Genomic DNA, 24448 nt, shown 5'->3' on the forward strand with positions numbered 1-24448 from the left:
TCCTTAAGCTCAGGATGAGCGGAGTAGTGAAATGAATGAGTTTCCGGTAGTACTGGTTATTAACTGTGGTTCGTCTTCTATTAAATTCTCAGTGCTGGATGCAGCAAACTGTGAAGTTTTAATGGCGGGGATCGCAGACGGTATTAACTCTGAAAATGCGTTCATAGCAATTAATGGAGGAGAGCCAGCTAAGCTGGCTCACCACAGCTACGAAGATGCATTAAAAGCAATTGCCGTTGAACTAGAGAAACGTAATTTAATGGACAGCGTGGCCTTAATTGGCCACCGCATTGCCCACGGCGGAAATATCTTTACTGAATCAGCAATTATTACTGACGAAGTTATCGATAATATTCGCCGGGTATCACCATTAGCACCGCTACATAATTATGCGAACCTGAGTGGGATCGAATCCGCTCAGCACCTTTTCCCGGGTGTGCAGCAGGTTGCGGTATTTGATACCAGCTTCCACCAGACGATGGCTCCTGAGGCCTATCTGTACGGTTTACCGTGGAAATATTTTGAGGAGTTGGGCGTTCGTCGTTATGGCTTCCACGGCACGTCGCATCGCTATGTTTCTCAGCGAGCGCATGAGCTTCTCGACCTGCAGAGTGATGACTCCGGTCTGGTTGTGGCGCACCTGGGCAACGGCGCGTCAATCTGTGCGGTACGTAATGGACAGAGCGTTGATACCTCAATGGGCATGACGCCGCTGGAAGGGCTGATGATGGGCACACGCAGCGGCGACGTCGATTTCGGCGCCATGGCGTGGATTGCCAGCGAAACCAACCAGACGCTGAGCGACCTTGAGCGCGTAGTGAATAAAGAGTCCGGTTTACTGGGTATTTCCGGTTTGTCCTCTGACTTACGTACGTTAGAAAAAGCCTGGCACGAGGGACATGAGCGTGCGCAGCTGGCGATTAAAACGTTTGTGCATCGTATTGCACGCCATATCGCCGGACATGCCGCATCGCTGCATCGTCTTGATGGGATTATTTTCACCGGCGGAATTGGTGAGAACTCGGTATTAATTCGTCGTCTGGTTATTGAACACCTTGCCGTTTTAGGTGTGAATATCGACAGCGAGATGAATAGCCTGCCAAATTCCCATGGCGAAAGAATTATCTCTAATAAAGATGCTCGTGTTATTTGTGCGGTAATTCCCACAAATGAAGAGAAAATGATTGCACGTGATGCCATTGCCTTAGGCAAAATTAATACACCAGTAGAATTTGCATAATTAATTTTCAGCAGAGAGATTATTTTTCATGAAGGTAAATATCGATACCAGCGATATGCTGTATGCCGAAGCCTGGAATGGCTTTAAAGGTACGGACTGGAAAGAAGAAATTAATGTCCGTGATTTTATTCAGCACAACTATACGCCTTATGAAGGGGATGAATCTTTCCTCGCCGAAGCAACGCCTGCGACCACTGCATTGTGGGAAAAAGTTATGGCGGGCATCCGTATTGAAAACTCGACGCACGCGCCGGTTGATTTCGATACCAATATTGCTACCACGATAACCGCGCATGATGCGGGTTACATTGAACAAGAACTGGAAAAAATCGTCGGTCTGCAAACGGATAAGCCGCTCAAGCGTGCTCTGCATCCGTTTGGTGGCATCAACATGATCAAAAGCTCTTTTGATGCTTATGGTCGCGAGATGGATGCTGATTTTGAATACCAGTTTACTGAACTGCGTAAAACCCATAACCAGGGCGTATTCGACGCCTACTCTCCGGATATGCTGCGCTGCCGTAAATCCGGGGTGCTGACCGGCCTGCCGGATGGTTACGGTCGTGGTCGTATCATCGGTGACTATCGCCGCGTCGCGCTGTACGGTATCCGCTATCTGGTGCGTGAGCGTGAACTGCAGTTTGCCGATCTCCAGTCGAACCTGGAGTGGGGCCAGAATCTTGAAGCCACGATTCGTCTGCGCGAAGAGCTGTCTGAACACCGTCGCGCCCTGCTGCAAATGCAGGAAATGGCGGCGAAATACGGCTGCGATATCTCCCGTCCGGCGCGTAATGCGCAGGAAGCGGTGCAGTGGGTGTACTTTGCTTACCTGGCTGCGGTGAAATCTCAGAACGGTGGCGCTATGTCGCTGGGCCGTACCGCATCGTTCCTCGACATCTACATTGAGCGCGATTTCAAAGCGGGAATTTTAAACGAGCAGCAGGCGCAGGAGCTGATCGACCACTTCATTATGAAGATCCGTATGGTGCGCTTCCTGCGTACGCCGGAATTCGACACCTTGTTCTCAGGCGACCCTATCTGGGCGACCGAAGTTATCGGCGGTATGGGGTTGGATGGCCGCACGCTGGTGACGAAAAACTCGTTCCGCTATCTGCATACGCTGCACACCATGGGCCCGGCACCTGAGCCGAACCTGACGGTGCTTTGGTCTGAGCAGCTACCGATTGCCTTCAAAAAGTACGCTGCCCAGGTGTCTATCATCACTTCGTCTTTGCAGTATGAAAACGACGATCTGATGCGTGCCGACTTTGACAGCGATGACTATGCCATTGCCTGCTGCGTCAGCCCGATGGTTATCGGCAAGCAAATGCAGTTCTTCGGGGCGCGTGCCAACCTCGCCAAAACGTTGCTGTATGCAATCAACGGCGGCGTGGATGAGAAGCTGAAAATCCAGGTCGGGCCGAAAACGGCACCGCTGATGGATGACGTGTTGGACTACGACACGGTGATGGAGAGCCTGGACCACTTTATGGACTGGCTGGCGGTGCAGTACATCAGCGCGCTGAACATCATCCACTATATGCACGACAAGTACAGCTACGAAGCTTCGCTGATGGCGCTGCACGATCGTGATGTCTATCGCACGATGGCCTGTGGTATGGCGGGTCTGTCCGTGGCGGCGGATTCTCTGTCGGCTATCAAATACGCTCGCGTGAAACCGATTCGCGATGAAAATGGTCTGGCGGTTGATTTCGAAATCGAAGGCGACTATCCGCAATACGGTAACAACGACGAGCGCGTAGACAGCATTGCCTGCGACTTGGTCGAACGCTTTATGAAGAAAATTAAGGTGTTGCCAACCTACCGTAACGCGGTGCCGACGCAGTCCATTCTGACCATTACCTCCAACGTGGTGTACGGACAGAAAACCGGTAACACGCCGGATGGACGTCGCGCAGGTACGCCGTTTGCGCCAGGGGCGAACCCGATGCACGGCCGCGATCGCAAAGGTGCGGTAGCGTCGTTAACCTCGGTTGCCAAACTGCCGTTCACCTATGCCAAAGACGGTATCTCGTACACCTTCTCCATTGTGCCGGCAGCGCTGGGCAAAGAGGATGGAGTGCGTAAAACCAACCTGGTCGGTCTGCTGGACGGTTACTTCCACCATGAAGCACATGTGGAAGGTGGCCAGCATCTGAACGTTAACGTTATGAACCGTGAAATGTTGATGGATGCCATTGAGCACCCGGAAAACTATCCGAACCTGACGATCCGCGTGTCTGGCTATGCGGTGCGCTTCAACGCGCTGACCCGCGAACAGCAGCAGGATGTTATTTCACGTACTTTCACCCAGGCGCTTTGACGCCGGAGGGGCTATGAGAAAAGTAATTGCAACCGAATGTGCGCCAGGGGCGATTGGGCCTTACGTACAGGGTGTGGATCTGGGCAGCATGGTGTTGACGTCAGGTCAAATCCCGGTGTGTCCACAGACCGGTGAAGTGGCAGAAAACGTGGCGGATCAGGCACGTCAAAGCCTGGAGAACGTGAAAGCGATCGTCGAGTCTGCAGGTTTGAAAGTGAGCGATATCGTGAAGACGACCGTTTTCGTTTCTGACCTGAACGACTTCGCCACCATTAACCAGGTGTACCAGCAGTTCTTTGATGAGCATAAGGCAATCTACCCCACGCGCAGCTGCGTGCAAGTCGCCCGCTTACCCAAGGATGTGAAGCTGGAGATTGAAGCCATCGCCGTACGTGGCGACACGCTGTAATCCCTTGCGGGGCGATCTCAGGATCGCCCCGATCCTTAATGAGTGTGAAACCTGGTCTTCACTGAACGGCAATCCGAGGGTGTGGATATGATTAGCGCATTCGATATTTTTAAGATTGGCATTGGACCTTCCAGCTCCCATACCGTGGGGCCAATGAACGCAGGTAAAAGCTTTATCGATCTGTTGGTCAGCAGCGGGGAACTTCCCAAAGCTACGCATATTGTGGTCGATCTTTATGGATCGCTTTCCCTGACCGGAAAAGGTCATGCGACAGATGTCGCCATCATGATGGGACTGGCCGGTAACAGTCCGCAAAACGTTAATATAGATTCTATCGCTGGTTTTACTCAGGAAGTGGCCCGTACCGGACGTTTACCGGTTGCAGAGGGCACGCATATTGTCGATTTCTCCCCAGACAAAAATATCCTCTTTCACGCCGAAACGCTGCCGCGCCATGAAAATGGCATGCGTATCACCGCATGGAACGACACCGAGACGCTATTAAGCAAAACCTATTACTCCGTCGGCGGTGGTTTTATCGTTGAAGAGGAGCAATTTGGTCAGGCGCATGATGTTGAAGCACACGTGCCCTACAATTTTCATTCCGCCAGCGAACTGCTGAAATTGTGCGAGCGCAACGGGCTATCCGTTTCCGGTCTGATGATGCAGAACGAACTGGCGATGCGTAGCAAAGAAGAAATCGATGCTGGTTTTGCCGCCATCTGGGATGTCATGCACGCCGGAATCGAGCGCGGCATGAACACCGAAGGCGTCCTGCCGGGTCCATTGAACGTCCCGCGCCGCGCCGTGGCATTACGCCGGTTGCTGGTTTCCAGCGATAATCTGTCCAGCGACCCGATGAACGTTATCGACTGGATCAACATGTTCGCGCTGGCCGTGAGCGAAGAAAACGCTGCCGGATGCCGGGTTGTGACGGCACCGACCAACGGCGCATGTGGGATTATCCCTGCCGTATTGGCCTATTACGACAAGTTCCGCCGTCCGGTAAATGCAAACTCCATTGCTCGTTATTTGCTGGCCGCTGGGGCGATAGGCGCGCTGTATAAGATGAACGCCTCTATTTCTGGTGCTGAAGTCGGCTGCCAGGGTGAAATTGGCGTAGCCTGTTCAATGGCGGCTGCCGGGCTGACCGAGTTGCTCGGCGGTAGCCCGTCGCAGGTTTGTATTGCGGCGGAAATCGCCATGGAGCATAACCTGGGGCTGACCTGCGATCCGGTTGCTGGACAGGTGCAAATACCGTGTATTGAACGCAATGCGATCAACGCGGTAAAAGCCGTCAACGCCGCACGTATGGCGCTACGTCGCACATCTGAGCCACGCGTTTCGCTCGATAAAGTGATCGAGACCATGTATGAAACGGGCAAAGATATGAACGACAAATACCGCGAAACGTCACGCGGTGGCCTGGCGATTAAAGTGGTTTGTACCTGAAGTTAAAAGCCGAGCCTGGGTTTGTAGGCCGGATAAGGCGTAAGCGCCGCCATCCGGCAATTAATGATTTAATCAACATAGCAGAATAAAAAAGGTGCACTTTAGTGCACCTTTTTTGTTGTGATCGGCTTCAAAAATAGAAATTACATTCTATATATGCATATAAAAGAGAAATTATTTCTTAACTTTTAGAAATTACAGGGGTTTGTTTGTGAAGTTTTTCTCTGATCCTGCGCGTATGATTTCTTCATTACTCCAATAGCTCACCTGCACCTAAGTACTGCGTATCGCATTGATGCAGTACGAAAAAAATATAAAAACCTCTACCTACAAATTGAGCGGAAAATTATGGAAACGGCAACGAATAGTAGCGTAATACTCGACGCATCTGCTCCGGCACGTCGGGCGGGAATGACCGAAAGCGAATGGCGCGAAGCTATTAAATTCGACAGCACGGATACCGGCTGGGTCATTATGAGTATCGGTATGGCAATTGGCGCGGGGATTGTTTTTCTTCCTGTCCAGGTAGGGCTGATGGGGCTGTGGGTGTTCTTGCTCTCCTCTATCATCGGTTACCCAGCCATGTACCTGTTCCAGCGCCTGTTTATCAACACGCTGGCTGAGTCCCCAGAGTGTAAAGACTACCCGAGCGTGATCAGCGGCTATCTGGGTAAGAACTGGGGCATCCTGTTAGGTGCGTTGTATTTTGTGATGCTGGTTATCTGGATGTTCGTTTATTCCACCGCCATCACCAATGACAGCGCCTCTTATCTGCACACGTTTGGTGTGACGGAAGGTTTACTGTCCGACAGCCCGTTCTATGGCCTGGTACTGATTTGCATCCTGGTGGCTATCTCGTCACGCGGGGAACAAATGCTGTTTAAAATCTCCACCGGTATGGTACTGACCAAGCTGCTGGTTGTGGCAGCGCTTGGCGTGTCGATGGTAGGGATGTGGCATCTGCATAACGCAGGTTCACTGCCGCCGATGGCACTGCTGATCAAAAATGCGATCATCACTCTGCCGTTTACGCTGACCTCGATTCTGTTTATTCAGACCTTAAGCCCGATGGTTATCTCATACCGTTCACGCAACAAATCCATCGAAGTGGCGCGCCATAAAGCTCTGCGTGCCATGAACATCGCGTTCGGTATTCTGTTTGTTACCGTCTTTTTCTACGCCGTTTCCTTCACATTGGCGATGGGCCACGACGAAGCGGTTAAAGCTTATGAGCAGAACATTTCCGCTCTGGCGATTGCCGCGCAATTTATCAATGGTGCGGGTGCTGGCTGGGTGAAAATCGTCAGCGTTATTCTGAACATTTTCGCCGTTATGACCGCTTTCTTCGGTGTCTACTTAGGTTTCCGTGAAGCGACTCAAGGGATCGTGATGAACATTCTGCGCCGCTATATGCCGGCTGAGAAAATCAACGAAACCTTTGTTCAGCGCGGCATTATGATTTTTGCCATCCTGCTGGCCTGGAGCGCAATTGTGCTCAACGCGCCGGTACTGAGCTTCACCTCTATTTGTAGCCCTATCTTCGGCATGGTGGGTTGTCTGATCCCGGCCTGGCTGGTCTACAAAGTTCCTGCACTGCACAAATACAAAGGCGCTTCCCTGTATCTGATTATTTTCACTGGCCTGCTGTTGTGCGTTTCTCCGTTCCTGGCATTTTCCTGAGATATTTGAGCAAAGGTTGTTGTTATGTTTGAGACTACATTGAATCCATTATGGGATAGTTTTATCCGCGCAGTGCAGGAAGAAGTTAAGCCTGCGTTGGGCTGCACAGAACCTATCTCTCTGGCTCTGGCGGCGGCGGTTGCATCCTCTGAGCTGGACGGCGCGGTTGAACGCATTGACGCGTGGGTCTCACCGAACCTGATGAAAAACGGCATGGGCGTTACCGTGCCGGGTACCGGAATGGTCGGGTTACCTGTCGCGGCGGCGCTGGGTGCGCTGGGGGGAAATGCCCGTGCCGGTTTAGAGGTACTGAAAGATGCGTCACCACAAGCGATCGCCGATGCAAAAGCGATGCTGAGCGCTGGCAAGGTTGCGGTGATGCTGCAGGAGCCTTGCGAGGATATCCTCTTTTCCCGCGCGAAGGTTTACAGCGCTGAAGGATGGGCGTGCGTGACGATTGTGGGCGGTCATACCAACATTGTGCACATCGAGACCAATAAGGGCGTAGTGTTCACCACAGAACAGAATGCTCAGGAAGAGGAACAGGAGTCGCCGCTGGCGGTGTTGTCTCACACCTCGCTGGAAGAGATTCTGGCGTTCGTGAACGCGGTACCGTTTGAGTCGATCCGCTTTATCCTCGATGCGGCAAAACTGAACGGTGCGCTGTCTCAGGAAGGACTGCGCGGTAACTGGGGATTGCACATCGGAACCACGCTTGAGAAGCAGTGTGCGCGTGGCCTGCTGGCGAACGATCTCTCCACCTCTATTCTAATCCGCACCAGTGCGGCATCGGATGCGCGAATGGGCGGGGCGACTCTGCCGGCCATGAGCAACTCCGGCTCCGGTAATCAGGGCATTACCGCGACTGTTCCAGTGATGGTGGTGGCCGAGCACTTTGGCGCGGATGAGGAGAAACTGGCACGTGCGCTAATGTTGTCTCATCTGAGCGCTATCTACATCCATCATCAGCTTCCGCGTTTGTCTGCACTGTGTGCAGCAACCACGGCGGCGATGGGGGCAGCAGCGGGGATGGCATGGATCGTAGATGGTCGCTACAACACCATCGCGATGGCGATCAGCAGCATGATTGGCGACGTGAGCGGAATGATATGCGATGGCGCTTCAAACAGCTGCGCGATGAAAGTCTCAACCAGTGCTTCCGCGGCGTGGAAAGCGGTGCTGATGGCGCTGGATGATACTGCTGTAACCGGCAACGAAGGGATTGTGGCGCATAACGTGGAACAATCTATCGCTAACCTGTGTGCGCTGGCGTGTCGTTCGATGCAGGAAACCGACAAACAGATCATTGAGATCATGGCCAGCAAGGCGCATTAATCTGTAGGCCGGGTAAGGCGTTGCCGCCACCCGGCATAAGTCTAAGCCGCCTGTTCAGGCGGCTTCTTCATCTTCAAGCCGTAGCTCGGCATCGGCCACAATTGCTTCCAGCTCTGTCAGCATTTCTTCATAGCCGAAGGCAACTGTTTCCTGTTTTTTCGGCTCAGCCTGCGGCTGGCGTTTTTTTGATGATTTCTTGCTCAATAGTCGTACTCCATTGTTTTCCCTGACTATACGGGCAAATCTATCAGCAAAGCGCGCAGCGGGGTATCGGCGACTAACGTTATGTTAGTTTCGTCACGAATAAATGCCCCATCGCCACAGGTGAGTGCTTCTTTTTCGGCGCCAGACGTCACCGCATGGAATCTGCCGTGAATCGACTGTAAATAAGCACGTGGCCCATGTAACTGAAAACTCAACGATTCACCTTGCTGCAGCTCAACGTGGTGCACCCATACCTGTTGGCGCAGATGCAGGCTGCCTTGTTCACCGTCCGGCGAGGCCAGCAACTGATGCTTACCGGTGCCCAGCGTGGCTTTCTGTACACAGGCGTTTTCACGCTGCGGGCAGGCGTCCAGCCAGAGCTGCATCCGGGTTAACGGTTTGTCTTTGCTGATATTGTGTTCGCTATAGCTAATCCCGGGCTGTGTCGCGAGCAGCAAAACTTCACCTGCTTTGGCCTTGATATGGTTGCCTTCGCTGTCTCGGTACTCCGCTTCCCCTTCGAGGATCAGATTGACGATATCCACCTTCGGATAGGTCCGTGGCTGGAAAGAGGCCCCCGGTGCCAGAACTTCCTGGTTCAGAACACGCAGCGAGGCATAACCCAGCAGTTTAGGATCAAAATAGTGTCCAAAGGAGAAGGTATAACGGGCCTGCAGCCAGCCGTAGTCTGCTTGCCCGCATTGTTTGGCTGTACGGGTAGTAATCATAGTTCTTGACCTCTCTTTACTTCCTTTTATGTTAAATGGCTAGACGCTGCATTGTTAGCCAGATATTCTGCCCGGTATGTTCAAATTTCCTGAATGAGAACGAGATGGCCAAAGAAAGGGCTTTAACGCTTGAAGCGTTACGCGTCATGGACGCAATAGACAGGCGCGGTAGTTTTGCTGCTGCGGCAGATGAACTGGGACGCGTTCCTTCCGCACTTAGCTATACCATGCAGAAGCTGGAGGAAGAGCTGGACGTGGTGCTGTTTGACCGTTCAGGCCACCGCACAAAATTCACTAACGTTGGGCGTATGCTGCTGGAGCGTGGGCGCGTACTGCTGGAAGCTGCGGATAAACTGACCACCGATGCCGAAGCATTGGCTCGCGGTTGGGAAACGCATCTGACCATAGTAACCGAAGCGCTGGTGCCGACGGCGGCGTTTTTCCCGCTGATCGACAGGCTTGCCGGGAAGGCCAATACCCAGCTTTCCGTTATTACCGAAGTTCTGGCCGGGGCGTGGGAGCGTCTTGAGCAGGGGCGGGCGGATATCGTGATTGCGCCGGATATGCATTTTCGCTCATCCTCAGAAATCAACTCGCGCAAGCTGTACTCGCTGATGAACGTCTATGTAGCGGCCCCGGATCATCCCATCCATCAGGAGCCGGAACCGTTATCGGAAGTCACCCGCGTTAAATACCGTGGGATCGCGGTGGCGGATACCGCCCGTGAACGTCCGGTGCTGACGGTTCAACTGCTGGATAAGCAGCCGCGTCTAACGGTGAGTACGATAGAAGATAAACGTCAGGCGCTGTTGGCAGGACTTGGCGTGGCGACGATGCCGTACCCGCTGGTGGAAGAGGATATTGCGGCTGGTCGGCTGCGGGTCGTTAGTCCGGAATCGACAAGCGAGATAGATATTATTATGGCCTGGCGTCGTGACAGCATGGGCGAGGCGAAATCCTGGTGTCTGCGGGAAATCCCCAAGCTGTTTGCGGGTAAATAGTCTGACTGTTCCGCCGGATGCGGTGCAATTGCACCTTATCCGGCCTACAAAAGGGTGTATGACGTCAGGATGGTTGTTTAGGGTCAGCGCCGAAGCGGTTGCTCCCTTGAGTCCCGTTTTGGCAGTTGAAAATGATGATCACCAGCCAGCCTACGATCGGGATCAGCAGCACCAGTAGCCACCAGGCTGAACGATCGGTGTCATGTAAACGCCGGAACTGTACCGCCCACCACGGAATAAAGACCAGAACCCCGTAAATCGTCGTTAATATGCCTTCTCCACCGGCGCGCTCCCAGCCAAACATTCTGTCCAGAATACCCAGCACGAACGTGAAGATGATGTTGACCAGCACAAACATCCAGTATTCTTTACGACGCGCGCGGCCACCAAAACCAAAGTAATTCTTTAATACGTTTAAATACCAATCCATTTTTGCCTCGTTCTGCATTCAATTACTTGTTTTTAAAGCAATCAAATTAAGAATAGCTGTGAATGAAATGATGGTAAATATTTGCGGTATTAATTATTTAGCCCCCAGATGGGGGCCAGTGTAAATCAGGCGAAACGCTCGTCACGCCCGTGGGGTTCGTTGAGGTCCTGCCACGGCCCAACAGAAATAATGCCGGTTGGGTTAATGGTTTTGTGGCTACGGAAGTAGTGATTGCGGATATGATCGAAATTGACGGTTTCCGCAATACCCGGCATCTGGTAGATATCACGCAGGAAACCGTACAGGTTCAGATAGTCGCTAATCCGGTGTTTGTCGCACTTGAAGTGGGTGACATACACGGGATCAAAGCGTACCAGCGTGGTCCACAGGCGAATGTCGGCCTCGGTTAACTGGTCGCCGGTCAGGTAACGATGTTGCCCAAGGATCTGCTCCAGTCGTGCCAGAGATTGAAAGACGTTATCCACGGCGTCGTCGTAGGCTTCCTGACTGGTGGCAAATCCGGCTTTATACACACCGTTATTAACGTTGTCATAAATCCAGCCGTTCAGCTCGTCGATTTTGCTTTGCAGGGCAGGGGGATAGTAATCTCCGGCTTTCGCGCCCAGCGCATCAAACGCGGTGTTAAACATGCGGATGATTTCTGCAGATTCGTTGCTGACAATGGTGTGGTTCTTTTTATCCCACAGCACAGGAACGGTCACCCGACCGCTGTAGTGCGGATCGGCGTGCAAATAGAGCTGATAAAGAAATTCGTGCTGATACAGGGTATCGCCGGTTGCCGCCGGGAAGTTATCGTCAAAGGTCCAGCCGTTTTCCAGCATCAGCGGATGCACAACAGAAACGGAAATAAACGGTTCCAGCCCTTTGAGTTTGCGCAAAATCAGCGTGCGATGCGCCCATGGACAGGCCAGAGAAACGTACAGATGATAGCGGTCTTTTTCGGCAGCAAAGCCACCTTCACCGGTCGGACCAGGCGCGCCATCCGCGGTGAGCCAGTTACGGAAAGCCGATGCAGAACGTTGAAATTTTCCACCGGTTGATTTGGTATCGTACCAGGTGTCATGCCAGACGCCGTCAATCAGTTGTCCCATGATTTTCGCCTCCTCAGATAGCAAAAGCGAGGAGATATCTCCTCGCTTTTTGATGTGTTCAGTATAGCTTGATTACCACTTTTTATTCAGCACGCGGTCGATACTAAATGCGCCTGGACCGGTGATAGCCAGCAACAGGAAACCGCCTGCGATGGTCAGGTTTTTCATGAACATCAGGGAGTTCACACCTTCCGCAAAGTTGCTGTGGAAGAGGAACGCTGTCAGCAATGTGAAGCCTGCGGTGAACAGCGCAGTTGTACGGGTCAGGAAACCGAACAGAATTGCCAGACCGCCACCAAACTCAAGCAGAATCACCAGCGGCAGCATAAATCCTGGGACGCCCATGGCTTCCATGTACTGTTGGGTACCCGCATATCCGGTGATTTTTCCCCAACCTGCGGTAATAAACAGGATTGGCATCAGAATGCGCGCTACCAGTACACCAACATCTTCTAATTTCTTCATCATACTCTCCAGGAAACCACTCAGGCGGCTTATTGTGTTTTTTTGTGCATCGACGCTGCAGAGCACGTCGTTGCTGTCGATGGAGAGAATCATAAACGTGCTTAATGAGAATTGTTAGCAAGGAAAACTGTCAGTATTTTTCAAAAATTTTGAGGTTGGGGGTAAGTAAAGGATTAGCCGCGCAGTTGCTGCTGTCTGATGGTCGATTTCACCAGACGCCAGATACTCCAGACGCTAAAGCCGCGCTTAGCCCAGCGTACCAGCAGATTCGGGTTGCGGATGGTGCGAACCGCCATAATACTGCTCCCGACCAACACCCAGCCACGCAGGTTCAGTAGCGTCTTCCAGCCACGATCGTAGACCTCGGTGGCTTCCAGCCAGTCGCGGCGAGTCGCAGACAGATCCAGCCGTTGCTGCTGGATCTGTCCAAGCAGTTGCGCCTTACGCTTTTGACGTTCGACTTTGCTGCTCATTATGCATCATCCTCCAGGGCTTGCCTGTCATTAGCGAGTTCCTGGCGTGTATGGCGTAGCAGCGTTGTTTTACGTGCTTTACGCAGCGTCCATATCCCGCCAATCAGCGCTAGCAGCAACAGCACAACGGTGGTGGCAATCATGGCGTTCAGGCGGTATTGAGGGTCAATGGCCCAGATGATAAGCACCATCAGGCTCATCAGGCCAAACGCCGCGAACAGCATAGTCAGCCCAAGCATCAGCAGGATCTGGATGAGATTGGCTTTTTCCTCTTCCAGCTCAACGACGGCCAGCCGCAGCCGTGTTTCTACGATCTCAACGAGAATCGTCAGGATCCGCTGTCCAATACCCAGTACGCCTTTGCCTGGACCTTGTGCGTGTTGAGAATCAGCCATTGTTAACGGCGCGACAGCAGTACACCAAGCACCACACCGACTGCAGCGCCAATGCCGACGCCTGTCCATGGGTTTTCGCGCACGTAGTTATCGGCTTTAGCCGCGGCCTCACGGGTCTGTTTGGCAATTACATCGCTGGTTTCACTCAGACGATGGCGGCTCTCGCGCAGCGCATGTTCGGCTTTGCTGCGAATTTTACTCATCTCTTCCTTCGACTTATCGCCAGAGGAGCTAAGTACTTCTTCAAGCGTATCCGCAAGAGATTTCAGCTCAGCGCGCAGGTTTTCCGTAGCATTATCTTTCGACATAGTTTTCTCCAGTTGAGTGGCTAGTTACCGTACTTAGTAATCGCGGGTCTCGAGTTCTTTTAGCTCTTGCTGAGCTTCAGCAAGCTTGTGTTCACGCTTTGCTACCTTCTCCGCATCGCCTTTTTGCTTAGCTTCGGCTAAGTCACGTTGACGCTCGGCAATCTCATTTTTCTGCTCGGCGATCTTTTTCTGATGGTTGGCGCGCAGTTTGCTGTCAGTACAGTTTGCTCTGACTTCGCTCAGCGCTTTGTTCAGCCCATTGATACGGCTCTGATTGTTGTGTTTTTCGGCATAGCTAATCTCCCGCTGAATGTCTTGTTCTTTTTCCTGACAGAGGGTGGTGGCGTAGCTGCCGGCACTGAGAGCGAAAAGGCTAATTGCCAAAGCGATGCGGTATTTCATTCTTGAACCTTCCATTGTGATTCGACCTCGTCGTTTAGGGTCGATGCTCCAGAATAATAAAACGTTGGGTCATAAACCCAGTTTATTAATCATAGGCGCTAAACGGTGAAATCACCAAAGTGAGTGATCTAATTCAGATTCCTGGAAATTAACCAAAACGGTGTGGGGTCTCACGTAAGCGGGATAACCACTGAACCGCCTGATTATTATCATCCTGCTGAGCGATAACGAAACCGTGCGGTAACGTTCGATCCAGTACGACCTTTGCCGCTGCGCTCTGTGCACTGGAATCAAAGGTAATCAGCAGGGCGTCATTTTGCGGAGTGATGCTTTTAAAACGAATGCCGTTGGCATCCAGGTGATGCCAGATAGAGAAGCCATCAGGCATGCTGGCTCCCTGGTTTACGGCACGAATGGCAAGCGTTGACTCCTGCTGGCGAATGACCGACCAGGTCAGGAGCAACGCGCCGATGAACAACATAAAAGTGGTGGACCAGGCAAGTCGTCGGAGCGTTATGCATGATTTCAGCATAATTTACCCTCGGTTCCCGTATTTCTTTTTCCAAAGAACAACCAGTGAACCTGCCAGACCAAACACCAGTAACACCACAGGAAGCAGCATCAGGCAAGACATCAGCTGATCTTCATATTTGAGAAACACCGGTGTTTTGCCCAGCAGATAGCCCAGCGATGTGAGAATAAGGACCCAAAGCAGTCCGCTCATCCAGTTGAAGAACTGAAAGCGCGCATTGTTCAGGCCGGACAATCCTGCGATGGTCGGCAGTAATGTTCTGACAAACGCGATAAAGCGGCCGACCAGCAGCGCAGACAAGCCATGCTTATGGAACAGATGATGCGCACGCTGATGATAATGTGCAGGAAGATGAGATAACCAGTTTTGCACGGTGCGGGTATTACCCAACCATCGACCTTGTATATAGCTGAGCCAGCAACCGAGGCTGGCTGCGGTGGTGAGTAGTAGCACCGTTTGCGGAAAACCCATTGCGCCTTTGGCAATAAGTACGCCGACCAGTACCAGTAAACTGTCGCCAGGTAAAAAGGCTGCTGGCAGCAGTCCGTTTTCCAGAAACAAAATAGTAAAGAGTACAAAATAGAGCATGCCAATCATGGAAGGATTGGCCAGCGTTTCAAAATCCTGAGCCCATAAAGCATTTAGTAATTGAGTCAGTAGTTCCATTCAATATTCCTGGAGAATCGGTTGTCGTCATGCCGGTTTTCTGGATTTTGTAACACCACGATTTTATTAATATTTTTTACATGACTTGTGGTCTGTTACAAACTCACGGCCTGAACTATTCCCTGTAAAGTTGTGAAGTTAGCAAGCTCTTAAACACAAAAATTCAAACAGCATCTAATTGTAACAAAGGTCAACGTAGTCCGTTATAGAAATTACGGTTGTTGAACTGTGATTTTGCTTATCGCAATGGAGGGAGGCGAGAGGATTTACACAGGCTGACACTTTATACCTAACGCTTACCAAGTGTCAGAAACAGGCGCGTGGTCGCGCCTGCATTGATAAGATTGTTTATTTTGCGCTGTTAGCCGCTGTATCGAGGTGAACGACCGGATTTTCGGTAAATAGATAACGGTCCGCATTGAACTCAAAATCATCGCTGGTTTCGTTAAACAGCATCTGCTTCGTGTTCTCAAGATGCTGCCACATCGCCAGTTTGGCGGCATGAGGATCTTTGCGAATCAGCGCCCGAAGGATCTGGTCATGGTCATCACACCAGTTATCAACCGTGCGCAGGTCGATGTGGTCGTGCAATTTCTTCCAGTAGGGGTTGTGAATACGCTGAGTCCACATTTTTTCAACAATCGCGGCCAGAGCCGAGTTCTGCGTTGCCAGGGCGACCTGCACATGGAACTGGAGATCCCACTCGGAGTCACGAAAGCTTTTTTCGTTACGTGATTTCTCCTGAATCTCCATCAGCTTCATGATGTCCTGTTTGGTCACCTGGGTGGCGGCAAACTCGGCAATGTTACTCTCAATGAGCTGACGCGCCTGGAGCAGCTCGAAAGGACCGTAGCTGGCAAATTCCAGGTTTTCATCTGGCGCAACATAATGTCTGGGTTGGTTGGAAATGACGTGGATCCCCGATCCTTTGCGCACCTCAACGTAGCCCTCAACCTCAAGCATGATAATTGCTTCACGAACCACGGTACGGCTGACATTTTTTTCATCGGCGATAAAGCGCTCGGCGGGGAGTTTGTCACCCACCAGATAGACGCCCTGCTCAATGCGTTCTTTCAGATCAGCAGCAAGTTGTTGGTACAAACGTCGTGGTTCGGTGATTTCCATATGCGCTCCAGGCATGATACGGCAGACTATATTTGTTATACCACTTTTGCGATTACTGCTCCACTCGCGGCGATAAAAAAGCCGCCAGATAACTGGCGGCTTCGCATTATATACCCTTGATGAACAACAGCGGGTTAATTTTGCGGAGCGGGATCGCCTGTCTGTGAGCCCGAATCGACTTCGCTGGCCGATTTATTTTGCAAGACCGTCCAGATAACGAGTGCGCCGAGCAGGTCGAATACCGCCAGTACGGCGAACAGCGGGCTAAAGCCGATAGTGTCAGCCAGTGCGCCAACAACCAGTGCAAACAGCGTACTTGCAAGCCAGGCGGACATACCGGTCAGGCCGTTTGCCGTTGCCACTTCATTACGACCAAATACGTCAGAAGAAAGCGTAATCAGCGCACCGGATAGCGCCTGGTGAGCAAAGCCGCCGACGCACAGCAGGGCGATAGCAATGTACGGGCTGGTGAACAGACCAATCATCCCTGGGCCAATCATCAGCAATGCGCCCATGGTAACGACCATTTTACGTGAAACGATCAGGTTAACGCCGAACCAGCGCTGGAACAGAGGCGGTAAGTAGCCCCCAACGATACAGCCCAGGTCAGCAAACAGCATCGGCATCCATGCAAACATCGCAATCTCTTTCAGGTTAAAGCCGTAGACTTTAAACATGAACAGCGGGATCCAGGCGTTGAAGGTACCCCAGGCCGGCTCAGCCAGGAAACGCGGCAGCGCGATGCCCCAGAACTGGCGGTTACGCAGGATCTGACCGAGCGACATTTTTTTCGAAGTCGCGTTTTTATGCTGTGATTCCTGACCATTCAGAATGTAATCACGTTCTTCATCAGACAGTTTTTTCTGGTCGCGCGGGTGTTTGTAGAACACAAGCCAGCACATCGCCCAGATGAAGCTCAACGCACCGGAAATAATGAATGCCATCTGCCAGCTGTGCATGACGATTGCCCAGACGACCAGCGGCGGAGCAATCATCGCACCGATTGAAGAGCCGACGTTAAAGTACCCCACGGCAATTGAACGTTCTTTTGCCGGGAACCACTCAGAACTGGCTTTCAGACCCGCAGGGATCATTGCGGCTTCAGCGGCACCTACTGCGCCACGTGCCAGTGCCAGTCCACCCCAACTGCCAGCCAGTGCGGTCGCGCCACAGAAGACGGCCCACAGAACGGCGAACATCGCGTAACCAACTTTTGTGCCGAGCACATCAAGCACGTAGCCGGCAACGGGTTGCATTACGGTGTAAGCAGCAGAATACGCTGCGATGATATAGGAATACTGTTGAGTGGAGATGTGTAACTCTTCCATCAGAGTTGGCGCAGCTGCCGCCACAGTGTTACGTGTCAGGTAACCCAGCACGGTGCCAAGCGTCACCAGTGCAATCATGTACCAACGTAACCCTTTAATTTTACGCATGTAAAACCTCATCGTTTTGTTATGTCCGCGAACGAGCGGTCATCTTCCAGTTCAGGGCGGAGGATGTTCTTTTACGAGGGGGGACCGAAAAAAAGCCGGTACTCCCCGAACTTTGCCATGTCAATAATTGTGCTAATTCGGTTTCCGTACCGGTCAATCCGATGGTTATACATCGGTAATTTGCATTCCGTCGGCTTATGTATCGCGACGGCCAAAAGATAACTTGTCATACAGCTTTAAAAGGTGAGTGCCATCACAAAAGTGTGAATCTTCGTGTGGTCATTATTTCGATTCAGCAAAGCCAGCACTGGCGCGGCTTGACGCGTGATTTACCTCTTTGAGAGTAATTTTTTTGTCACCATTTGTTGATCTAACTCACGAAAATATCTTCAGTGTATGGAAATTGGTGTGATAACTTTGTCAACATCAAAACATAAGCAATCTGACGCACTCGTTGAGAGGAAGACGATAATGACCCCGTTTATGACTGAAGATTTCCTGCTGGACACCGAATTTGCCCGCCGTCTGTACCATGATTACGCCAAAGACCAGCCGATCTTCGATTACCACTGCCATTTACCACCGCAACAAATCGCTGAAAACTACCGTTTTAGTAACCTGTATGACATCTGGCTGAAGGGTGATCACTACAAATGGCGTGCGATGCGTACCAATGGCGTCGCTGAGCGCTTGTGTACCGGCGATGCGTCCGATCGCGAGAAGTTTGACGCATGGGCCGCTACGGTTCCGCACACTATCGGTAACCCGCTGTACCACTGGACCCACCTCGAATTACGTCGCCCGTTTGGTATTACAGGTAAGCTGCTTTCTCCTGCGACTGCTGATGAAATCTGGAACCAATGCAACGAGCTGCTGGCGCAGGATAAATTCTCCGCGCGCGGCATCATGCAGCAGATGAATGTGAAAATGGTCGGCACTACCGATGACCCGATCGACTCTCTGGAGCATCATGCGGCCGTTGCTAAAGACGGTACCTTTGATGTGAAAGTGCTGCCGAGCTGGCGTCCGGATAAAGCCTTTAACATTGAGCTGGCGACCTTTAATGACTACATGGCGAAGCTCGGTGAAGTGTCTGACACGGATATCCGCCGCTTCAGCGATCTGCAAGCTGCACTGACCAAACGTCTGGATCACTTCGCGGCTCACGGCTGTAAGGTTTCTGACCACGCGCTGGACGTGGTGCTGTTTGCCGAATCTAACGAATCTGAACTGGATAGCATTCTGGCGCGTCGCCTGGCGGGTGAAACCCTGAGTGAGCATGAAGTTGCCCAGTTTAAAACCGCCGTGCTGGTGTTCCTTGGTGCGGAATATGCTCGTCGCGAATGGGTACAGCAGTACCACATCGGTGCGCTGCGTAATAACAACCTGCGTCAGTTCAAACTGTTGGGCGCGGATGTTGGCTTCGACTCCATCAATGACCGTCCGATGGCTGAAGAACTGTCCAAACTGCTGAGCAAGCAGAACGAACAGAACCTGCTGCCGAAAACCATTCTCTACTGCCTGAACCCGCGTGATAACGAAGTGCTGGGCACCATGATCGGCAACTTCCAGGGCGAAGGTATGCCGGGCAAGATGCAGTTCGGTTCCGGCTGGTGGTTCAACGATCAGAAAGACGGGATGGAACGTCAGATGACGCAGCTGGCCCAGCTCGGCCTGCTGAGCCGTTTCGTCGGCATGCTGACCGATAGCCGTAGCTTCTTGTCATACACGCGCCATGAATACTTCCGTCGCATTCTGTGCCAGATGATTGGCCGTTGGGTTGCTGCAGGTGAAGCACCGGCAGATATCCAGTTGCTGGGTGAAATGGTCAGAAATATTTGCTTTAACAATGCGCGTGATTACTTCGCCATTGAACTGAACTAAGGCCCGGGTGAAGGTATGCAATACATCAAGATCCATGCGCTGGATAACGTCGCGGTAGCGCTCGCTGATTTGGCTGAAGGAACCGAAGTCACCGTTGATGGGCAGGCGGTAACCCTGCGTCAGGCGGTCTCTCGTGGCCATAAATTCGCTTTACGTGATATTGCGAAAGGCGAAAACGTCATTAAATACGGTTTGCCAATTGGCCATACGCTGGTGGACGTTGCGGCGGGTGAGCATATTCATGCTCACAACACGCGCACCAATCTGAGCGACCTGGACACGTATAGCTACCACCCTGATTTTCAAGCGGAAGTTGCACAACCGGCGGATCGCGATGTGCAGATCTACCGTCGTGCCAACGGCGATGTTGGCGTGCGCAACGAACTGTGGATCCTACCGACGGTAGGCTGTGTTAACGCCATGGCGCGCCAGATGCAGAACCGTTTTCTGAAAGAGACTAACGACGCCGAAGGAATCGACGGCGTGCATCTCTTCAGCCACACCTACGGCTGTTCACAGCTCGGCGACGACCACATTAACACCCGCACCATGCTGCAAAACATGGTGCTTCACCCGAATGCGGGTGCGGTGCTGGTGGTTGGCCTTGGTTGTGAAAACAACCAGGTTGATGCCTTCCGCGAAACCTTAGGCGAGTACGATCCTGAGCGCGTTCACTTCATGGTCTGCCAACATCAGGAAGACGAAGTGGAAGCGGGGATTGAACATCTTCACCAGTTGTACAACGTGATGCGTAATGATAAGCGTGAACCGGGTAAGCTGGGCGAGCTGAAGTTTGGTCTGGAATGCGGCGGCTCTGACGGCCTGTCCGGTATTACCGCCAACCCGATGCTGGGGCGTTTTTCTGACTACGTGATTGCTAACGGCGGCACCACCGTACTGACCGAAGTACCGGAAATGTTCGGCGCCGAGCAGCTGCTGATGGACCACTGCCGCGATGAAGAAACGTTTGGCAAGCTGGTCACCATGGTCAATGACTTCAAGCAGTACTTCATTGCTCACGACCAGCCGATCTACGAGAACCCATCGCCGGGCAACAAAGCGGGCGGTATCACCACGCTGGAAGATAAATCTCTCGGCTGCACGCAAAAAGCAGGCTCCAGCCAGGTGGTGGACGTACTGCGCTACGGCGAACGCCTGAAGACGCATGGTCTGAACCTGCTGAGCGCACCGGGTAACGATGCGGTGGCGACCAGTGCCCTGGCGGGCGCGGGCTGTCATATGGTGCTGTTCAGTACCGGTCGCGGTACACCTTACGGTGGTTTTGTGCCGACGGTGAAAATTGCCACCAACAGCGAGCTGGCGGCGAAGAAAAAGCACTGGATCGATTTTGACGCTGGACAGTTGATCCATGGTAAAGCGATGCCTCAGTTGCTGGAAGAATTTGTCGATACCATCGTCGAGTTCGCCAACGGCAAGCAAACCTGCAACGAGCGGAATGATTTTAGAGAGTTAGCGATATTTAAAAGCGGCGTAACGTTGTAGTAAATACCTGATGGTACCTGCATGCAGGTCTGCGCAAACCGTAGGCCTGATAAGCGCAGCGCCATCAGGCACAAACCGTTGCCGGATGGTGGCGAACTCGCCTTATCCGGCCTACGAGATAGAATTGGGGTTGCTTGCATGACCGCGTATTGGCTGGCCCAGGGCGTAGGTGTCATCGCCTTTCTGATCGGTATTACCACCTTTTTCAATCGCGATGAGCGCCGGTTCCGGCTGCAACTCGCTGTCTATAGCGCCACTATCGGCGTGCATTTTTTCCTGATGGGTGCCTGGCCTGCGGGAATGAGCGCAGAACTCAACACCATCCGCACACTTGTCTCAATGCATACCCGCAAACTGTGGGTAATGACCGTTTTTATTGTCCTCACCCTGGTTCTCGGGCTGGCGAAATTACAGCATGCGATGGAGCTATTGCCAATAATTGGCACGCTGGCCAGCACCTGGGCGCTGTTTCGCTGCAAAGGGTTAACCGTGCGCTACGTCATGTGGTGCGCAACCGCCTGTTGGGTTATCCATAATTTCTGGCTAGGGTCGATTGGTGGGACGATGATCGAAGGGAGTTTTCTGGTAATGAACGGCCTGAACATTATTCGTTTCCGGCGGATGCAAAAACGCGGAATTGATCCGTTCAAAATTGAAAAAAGCGCACAAGAAGAGAACCCCTCCGCCCGATGATGGAGGGGAACAGCGATTAGCCGCGCAGGGCGTTATTTGCCAGACGCTCGTCTTCTGCCTGGCAGGCTGCAGCGGTAAACAGGACGTCTGTAGAAGAGTTCAACGCCGTTTCACAGGAGTCCTGCAATACGCCGATGATAAAGCCAACGGCAACAACCTGCATGGCGATGTCATTCGGGATACCGAACATGTTGCACGCCAGCGGGATCAGCAGCAGAGAACCGCCCGCCACGCCCGATGCACCACAGGCACACAGCGAAGCCACCACGCTGAGTAACAGCGCTGTCGGTAAATCGACCGGAATACCCAGCGTATTCACCGCCGCCAGCGTCAGTACGGTAATGGTGATCGCCGCGCCCGCCATATTGATGGTGGCTCCCAGCGGAATAGACACCGAATAGGTATCACGATCCAGATTCAGCTTCTCACACAGTGCCATGTTCACCGGAATATTTGCCGCCGAACTGCGGGTAAAGAAGGCATACACGCCACTTTCACGCAGACAGGCCAGCACCAGCGGGTACGGGTTACGGCGAATTTTCCAGAAGACCAGCAGCGGGTTGACCACAAATGCCACCAGCAGCATACAGCCTACCAGTACGGTCAGCAGTTGGGCGTAGCCCCAAAGCGTTGCGAAACCGGTGGTTGCCAGCGTGGAGGAGACCAGACCAAAGATACCGATTGGCGCGAAACGAATCACCAGTTTCACCATAAAGGTGACGGCGTTGGACATATCATTGACCAGATTTTTGGTCGTTTCATTACCGTGGCGCAGTGCAAAGCCCAGACCAACGGCCCATACCAGAATACCGATATAGTTAGCGTTAAGCAGGGCATCAACTGGGTTAGAAACCATGCTCATCAGCAGGCTGCGCATCACTTCAACAATCCCGGACGGCGGTACGATATCCCCCGCGCTGCTGGAAAGATGCAGTGTTGATGGGAAAGCAAAGCTGAAGACAACGGCGGTTAATGCCGCTGAAAATGTTCCGAGCAGGTAGAGGAACAGAATAGGGCGGATATTGGTTTTTTGCCCGTGCTGGTGGTTGGCGATAGAAGCCATCACCAGCATCAGAACCAGAATTGGCGCGACGGCTTTTAATGCGCCGACGAACAGCGTACCCAGCAAACCAGCGGCTTCAGCCGCAGGTTTTGACACCAGTGCCAGTAAAATCCCCAGTACCAAACCGATCAAAATTTGTTTAACCAGGCTCCCTTGCGCCAAACGCGAGAGTAGCCCCGATGAACGTTGCGTAGTCATGTCGTGATCCTTTCATTGTGTTGTTGCCTTACCTTTGTGCGTTCTGTTGACGCATCTTTCTGGATGGGGCAAATGTTTGCTTGGCTGAGTATAAGGAAAGAACGGGGTTCTGGAAGCGAAATATCCTGGATTCCGCGTTGAGATCATATTTTATAACTTTAACTTAACATTATTTTGACATGATAAACAAAAAGCCCGACGCACGCAGTGTGCTGTCGGGCTTTTCAGCTAGCAGATGAAACTTACTGTATTTGCTGTTTTTTATCGTGCTGGTGGTTGACCCACGCGTTAACAATCAGCGTCACAAACAGAATGCCAAATACCACGCCTAACGAGATAGCGATCGGGATATGGTAGAAATCGACGATCAGCATCTTAATACCGATAAACACCAGAATGACCGACAAGCCGTACTTCAGCATGGAGAAACGCTCCGCCACGCCCGCCAGCAGGAAGTACATCGCACGCAGACCCAAAATAGCAAACAGGTTCGAGGTCAGCACGATGAACGGGTCGGTGGTCACGGCAAAGATAGCCGGAATACTGTCGACGGCAAAAATCACATCGCTCAGCTCAACCAGAATCAACACCAGCATCAGCGGCGTAACAAACAGCAGGCCGTTTTTACGCACGAAGAATTTTTCATCTTCGATGGTATCGGTCATGCGCAAATGACCGCGCAGCCAGCGTACTAACGGTCTGTCGCCAATACCGGAGGCATCTTCTTTCGCCAGCGCCATCTTCACGCCGGTAAACAGCAGGAACGCGCCGAACACGTACAACAGCCACTCAAACTGGGTGATAAGCCAGCTGCCCGCGAAGATCATGATCGTACGCAGCACAATCGCACCCAGCACGCCATACACCAGTACCCGACGCTGCAACGCAGGCGGCACGGAGAAGTAGCTGAAGAGCATCAACCAGACAAAGACGTTATCTACTGCCAGTGATTTTTCGATCAAATAGCCGGTAAGGAACGCCAGCGCCTGTGGGTCGGCAACGGCGCGCCCCTGGGTTTCTGCCAGGTACCACCAGAAGGCGGCGTTAAACAGTAACGACAGCGTTACCCAGACGATTGACCAGGCCGCAGCCTGCTTCATTGACATCGTATGTGCGCCACGACGACCCTGCAACAGCAGGTCGATGGCCAGCATAATTACCACTACGACAGCGAAGCCACCCCATAACAACGGTGTGCCGACAGTATTCATTGTATTTCCCCATGCATAAAAAAAACGGCCAACGCCGAATGGCATTAGCCGCTGCTTTTTATGCATAGACCTTGCCATTCGGCAAGGTCTCACTTACAACAACAAAGGAATACGGTGGCGTATTCCTTTGTTATCGCCCGGCGACCGGATGTGGTTTTTCACACATCGTAATGACGATCA

The 24448-nt window shown here is 52.4% G+C and carries 25 protein-coding genes; 10 read left to right on the forward strand and 15 right to left on the reverse strand.

Features of this window, described 5'->3' with window-relative positions; translation table 11 throughout:
• Nucleotides 1-31: 31 nt before the first annotated feature.
• The 6 genes from tdcD (at nucleotide 32) to IB222_RS02910 (ending at nucleotide 8439) form a co-directional block, all read left to right on the forward strand.
• A complete protein-coding gene (gene tdcD, locus IB222_RS02885; RefSeq protein WP_100271876.1) occupies nucleotides 32-1240 on the forward strand; it encodes a propionate kinase in 1209 nt (402 codons plus the stop codon).
• A 28-nt stretch (nucleotides 1241-1268) separates the two neighbouring features.
• Nucleotides 1269-3563 (forward strand): formate C-acetyltransferase, encoded by a 2295-nt coding sequence (gene pflB, locus IB222_RS02890; RefSeq protein WP_043017750.1) that lies wholly within the window; start codon nucleotides 1269-1271, stop codon nucleotides 3561-3563.
• Between the two features lie 13 nt (nucleotides 3564-3576).
• Nucleotides 3577-3972 (forward strand): enamine/imine deaminase, encoded by a 396-nt coding sequence (locus IB222_RS02895; RefSeq protein ID WP_003828585.1) that lies wholly within the window; start codon nucleotides 3577-3579, stop codon nucleotides 3970-3972.
• Nucleotides 3973-4059: 87 nt separating this feature from the next.
• The gene (gene tdcG, locus IB222_RS02900; RefSeq protein ID WP_003828583.1) at nucleotides 4060-5424 is read left to right on the forward strand and encodes an L-serine ammonia-lyase; all 1365 of its coding nucleotides are present in this window, start codon (nucleotides 4060-4062) and stop codon (nucleotides 5422-5424) included.
• Nucleotides 5425-5772: 348 nt separating this feature from the next.
• On the forward strand, nucleotides 5773-7104 hold the full coding sequence (locus IB222_RS02905; RefSeq protein WP_003828582.1) for an amino acid permease: 1332 nt from the start codon (nucleotides 5773-5775) through the stop codon (nucleotides 7102-7104).
• A 24-nt stretch (nucleotides 7105-7128) separates the two neighbouring features.
• A complete protein-coding gene (locus tag IB222_RS02910) occupies nucleotides 7129-8439 on the forward strand; it encodes a serine dehydratase subunit alpha family protein (RefSeq protein WP_008785880.1) in 1311 nt (436 codons plus the stop codon).
• A 54-nt stretch (nucleotides 8440-8493) separates the two neighbouring features.
• Here the strand turns inward: IB222_RS02910 and IB222_RS02915 are convergent, their stop codons facing one another.
• Nucleotides 8494-8643 (reverse strand): hypothetical protein, encoded by a 150-nt coding sequence (locus IB222_RS02915; protein ID WP_149384515.1) that lies wholly within the window; start codon nucleotides 8641-8643, stop codon nucleotides 8494-8496.
• Between the two features lie 26 nt (nucleotides 8644-8669).
• Nucleotides 8670-9371, reverse strand: coding sequence for a pirin family protein (locus IB222_RS02920; RefSeq protein WP_003024860.1), 702 nt, complete (start codon nucleotides 9369-9371; stop codon nucleotides 8670-8672).
• Between the two features lie 104 nt (nucleotides 9372-9475).
• On the opposite strand from IB222_RS02920, the gene yhaJ reads away from it, so the two are divergent.
• Entirely contained in the window at nucleotides 9476-10372 is an 897-nt protein-coding gene (gene yhaJ / locus IB222_RS02925) for a DNA-binding transcriptional regulator YhaJ (RefSeq protein WP_003024855.1), read from the forward strand.
• Between the two features lie 64 nt (nucleotides 10373-10436).
• Here the strand turns inward: yhaJ and IB222_RS02930 are convergent, their stop codons facing one another.
• From IB222_RS02930 to IB222_RS02980, 11 genes are all read right to left on the reverse strand, one after another.
• On the reverse strand, nucleotides 10437-10802 hold the full coding sequence (locus tag IB222_RS02930; RefSeq protein WP_003828575.1) for a DUF805 domain-containing protein: 366 nt from the start codon (nucleotides 10800-10802) through the stop codon (nucleotides 10437-10439).
• Nucleotides 10803-10927: 125 nt separating this feature from the next.
• The gene (gene yqjG, locus IB222_RS02935; protein ID WP_008785878.1) at nucleotides 10928-11914 is read right to left on the reverse strand and encodes a glutathionyl-hydroquinone reductase YqjG; all 987 of its coding nucleotides are present in this window, start codon (nucleotides 11912-11914) and stop codon (nucleotides 10928-10930) included.
• Nucleotides 11915-11986: 72 nt separating this feature from the next.
• Nucleotides 11987-12379: a DoxX family protein gene (locus IB222_RS02940; RefSeq protein ID WP_003024847.1), complete on the reverse strand. Its 393-nt coding sequence runs from the start codon at nucleotides 12377-12379 to the stop codon at nucleotides 11987-11989.
• 173 nt (nucleotides 12380-12552) lie between these two features.
• Nucleotides 12553-12852, reverse strand: a complete 300-nt coding sequence (locus tag IB222_RS02945) for a YqjK-like family protein (RefSeq protein ID WP_003828569.1) — start codon at nucleotides 12850-12852, stop codon at nucleotides 12553-12555.
• Complete coding sequence (locus IB222_RS02950) at nucleotides 12852-13247, reverse strand: phage holin family protein (RefSeq protein ID WP_003828567.1); 396 nt, start codon at nucleotides 13245-13247, stop codon at nucleotides 12852-12854. Before IB222_RS02950 ends, IB222_RS02945 begins: the two co-directional genes overlap by 1 nt.
• A 2-nt stretch (nucleotides 13248-13249) precedes the next feature.
• Nucleotides 13250-13555: a YqjD family protein gene (locus IB222_RS02955; RefSeq protein ID WP_003024832.1), complete on the reverse strand. Its 306-nt coding sequence runs from the start codon at nucleotides 13553-13555 to the stop codon at nucleotides 13250-13252.
• Nucleotides 13556-13588: 33 nt separating this feature from the next.
• Nucleotides 13589-13957, reverse strand: a complete 369-nt coding sequence (locus IB222_RS02960) for a DUF1090 domain-containing protein (protein WP_032934183.1) — start codon at nucleotides 13955-13957, stop codon at nucleotides 13589-13591.
• Between the two features lie 148 nt (nucleotides 13958-14105).
• On the reverse strand, nucleotides 14106-14474 hold the full coding sequence (mzrA, locus tag IB222_RS02965; RefSeq protein WP_162623447.1) for an EnvZ/OmpR regulon moderator MzrA: 369 nt from the start codon (nucleotides 14472-14474) through the stop codon (nucleotides 14106-14108).
• A gap of 18 nt (nucleotides 14475-14492) precedes the next feature.
• A complete protein-coding gene (gene yqjA / locus IB222_RS02970; RefSeq protein WP_003828561.1) occupies nucleotides 14493-15155 on the reverse strand; it encodes a DedA family general envelope maintenance protein YqjA in 663 nt (220 codons plus the stop codon).
• 348 nt (nucleotides 15156-15503) lie between these two features.
• The gene (exuR, locus tag IB222_RS02975; protein ID WP_003828559.1) at nucleotides 15504-16280 is read right to left on the reverse strand and encodes a transcriptional regulator ExuR; all 777 of its coding nucleotides are present in this window, start codon (nucleotides 16278-16280) and stop codon (nucleotides 15504-15506) included.
• Nucleotides 16281-16414: 134 nt separating this feature from the next.
• Entirely contained in the window at nucleotides 16415-17716 is a 1302-nt protein-coding gene (locus IB222_RS02980) for an MFS transporter (protein ID WP_003828557.1), read from the reverse strand.
• A gap of 471 nt (nucleotides 17717-18187) precedes the next feature.
• Here IB222_RS02980 and uxaC point away from each other — a divergent pair, with 471 nt between their 5' ends.
• The 3 genes from uxaC (at nucleotide 18188) to IB222_RS02995 (ending at nucleotide 21796) form a co-directional block, all read left to right on the forward strand.
• On the forward strand, nucleotides 18188-19600 hold the full coding sequence (gene uxaC / locus IB222_RS02985; RefSeq protein ID WP_003828556.1) for a glucuronate isomerase: 1413 nt from the start codon (nucleotides 18188-18190) through the stop codon (nucleotides 19598-19600).
• 15 nt (nucleotides 19601-19615) lie between these two features.
• The gene (locus tag IB222_RS02990) at nucleotides 19616-21103 is read left to right on the forward strand and encodes an altronate dehydratase family protein (protein ID WP_149384516.1); all 1488 of its coding nucleotides are present in this window, start codon (nucleotides 19616-19618) and stop codon (nucleotides 21101-21103) included.
• Nucleotides 21104-21241: 138 nt separating this feature from the next.
• Entirely contained in the window at nucleotides 21242-21796 is a 555-nt protein-coding gene (locus IB222_RS02995) for a YgjV family protein (protein ID WP_149384517.1), read from the forward strand.
• A 16-nt stretch (nucleotides 21797-21812) separates the two neighbouring features.
• Here IB222_RS02995 and sstT read toward each other — a convergent pair whose 3' ends face one another.
• Nucleotides 21813-23057, reverse strand: a complete 1245-nt coding sequence (sstT, locus tag IB222_RS03000) for a serine/threonine transporter SstT (RefSeq protein WP_003828553.1) — start codon at nucleotides 23055-23057, stop codon at nucleotides 21813-21815.
• A gap of 242 nt (nucleotides 23058-23299) precedes the next feature.
• On the reverse strand, nucleotides 23300-24268 hold the full coding sequence (locus IB222_RS03005) for a TerC family protein (protein WP_003828551.1): 969 nt from the start codon (nucleotides 24266-24268) through the stop codon (nucleotides 23300-23302).
• Between the last annotated feature and the right edge of the window lie 180 nt (nucleotides 24269-24448).

The sequence above is a fragment of the Citrobacter sp. C13 genome (genome assembly GCF_014596815.2).
Taxonomy (GTDB): domain Bacteria; phylum Pseudomonadota; class Gammaproteobacteria; order Enterobacterales; family Enterobacteriaceae; genus Citrobacter; species Citrobacter portucalensis.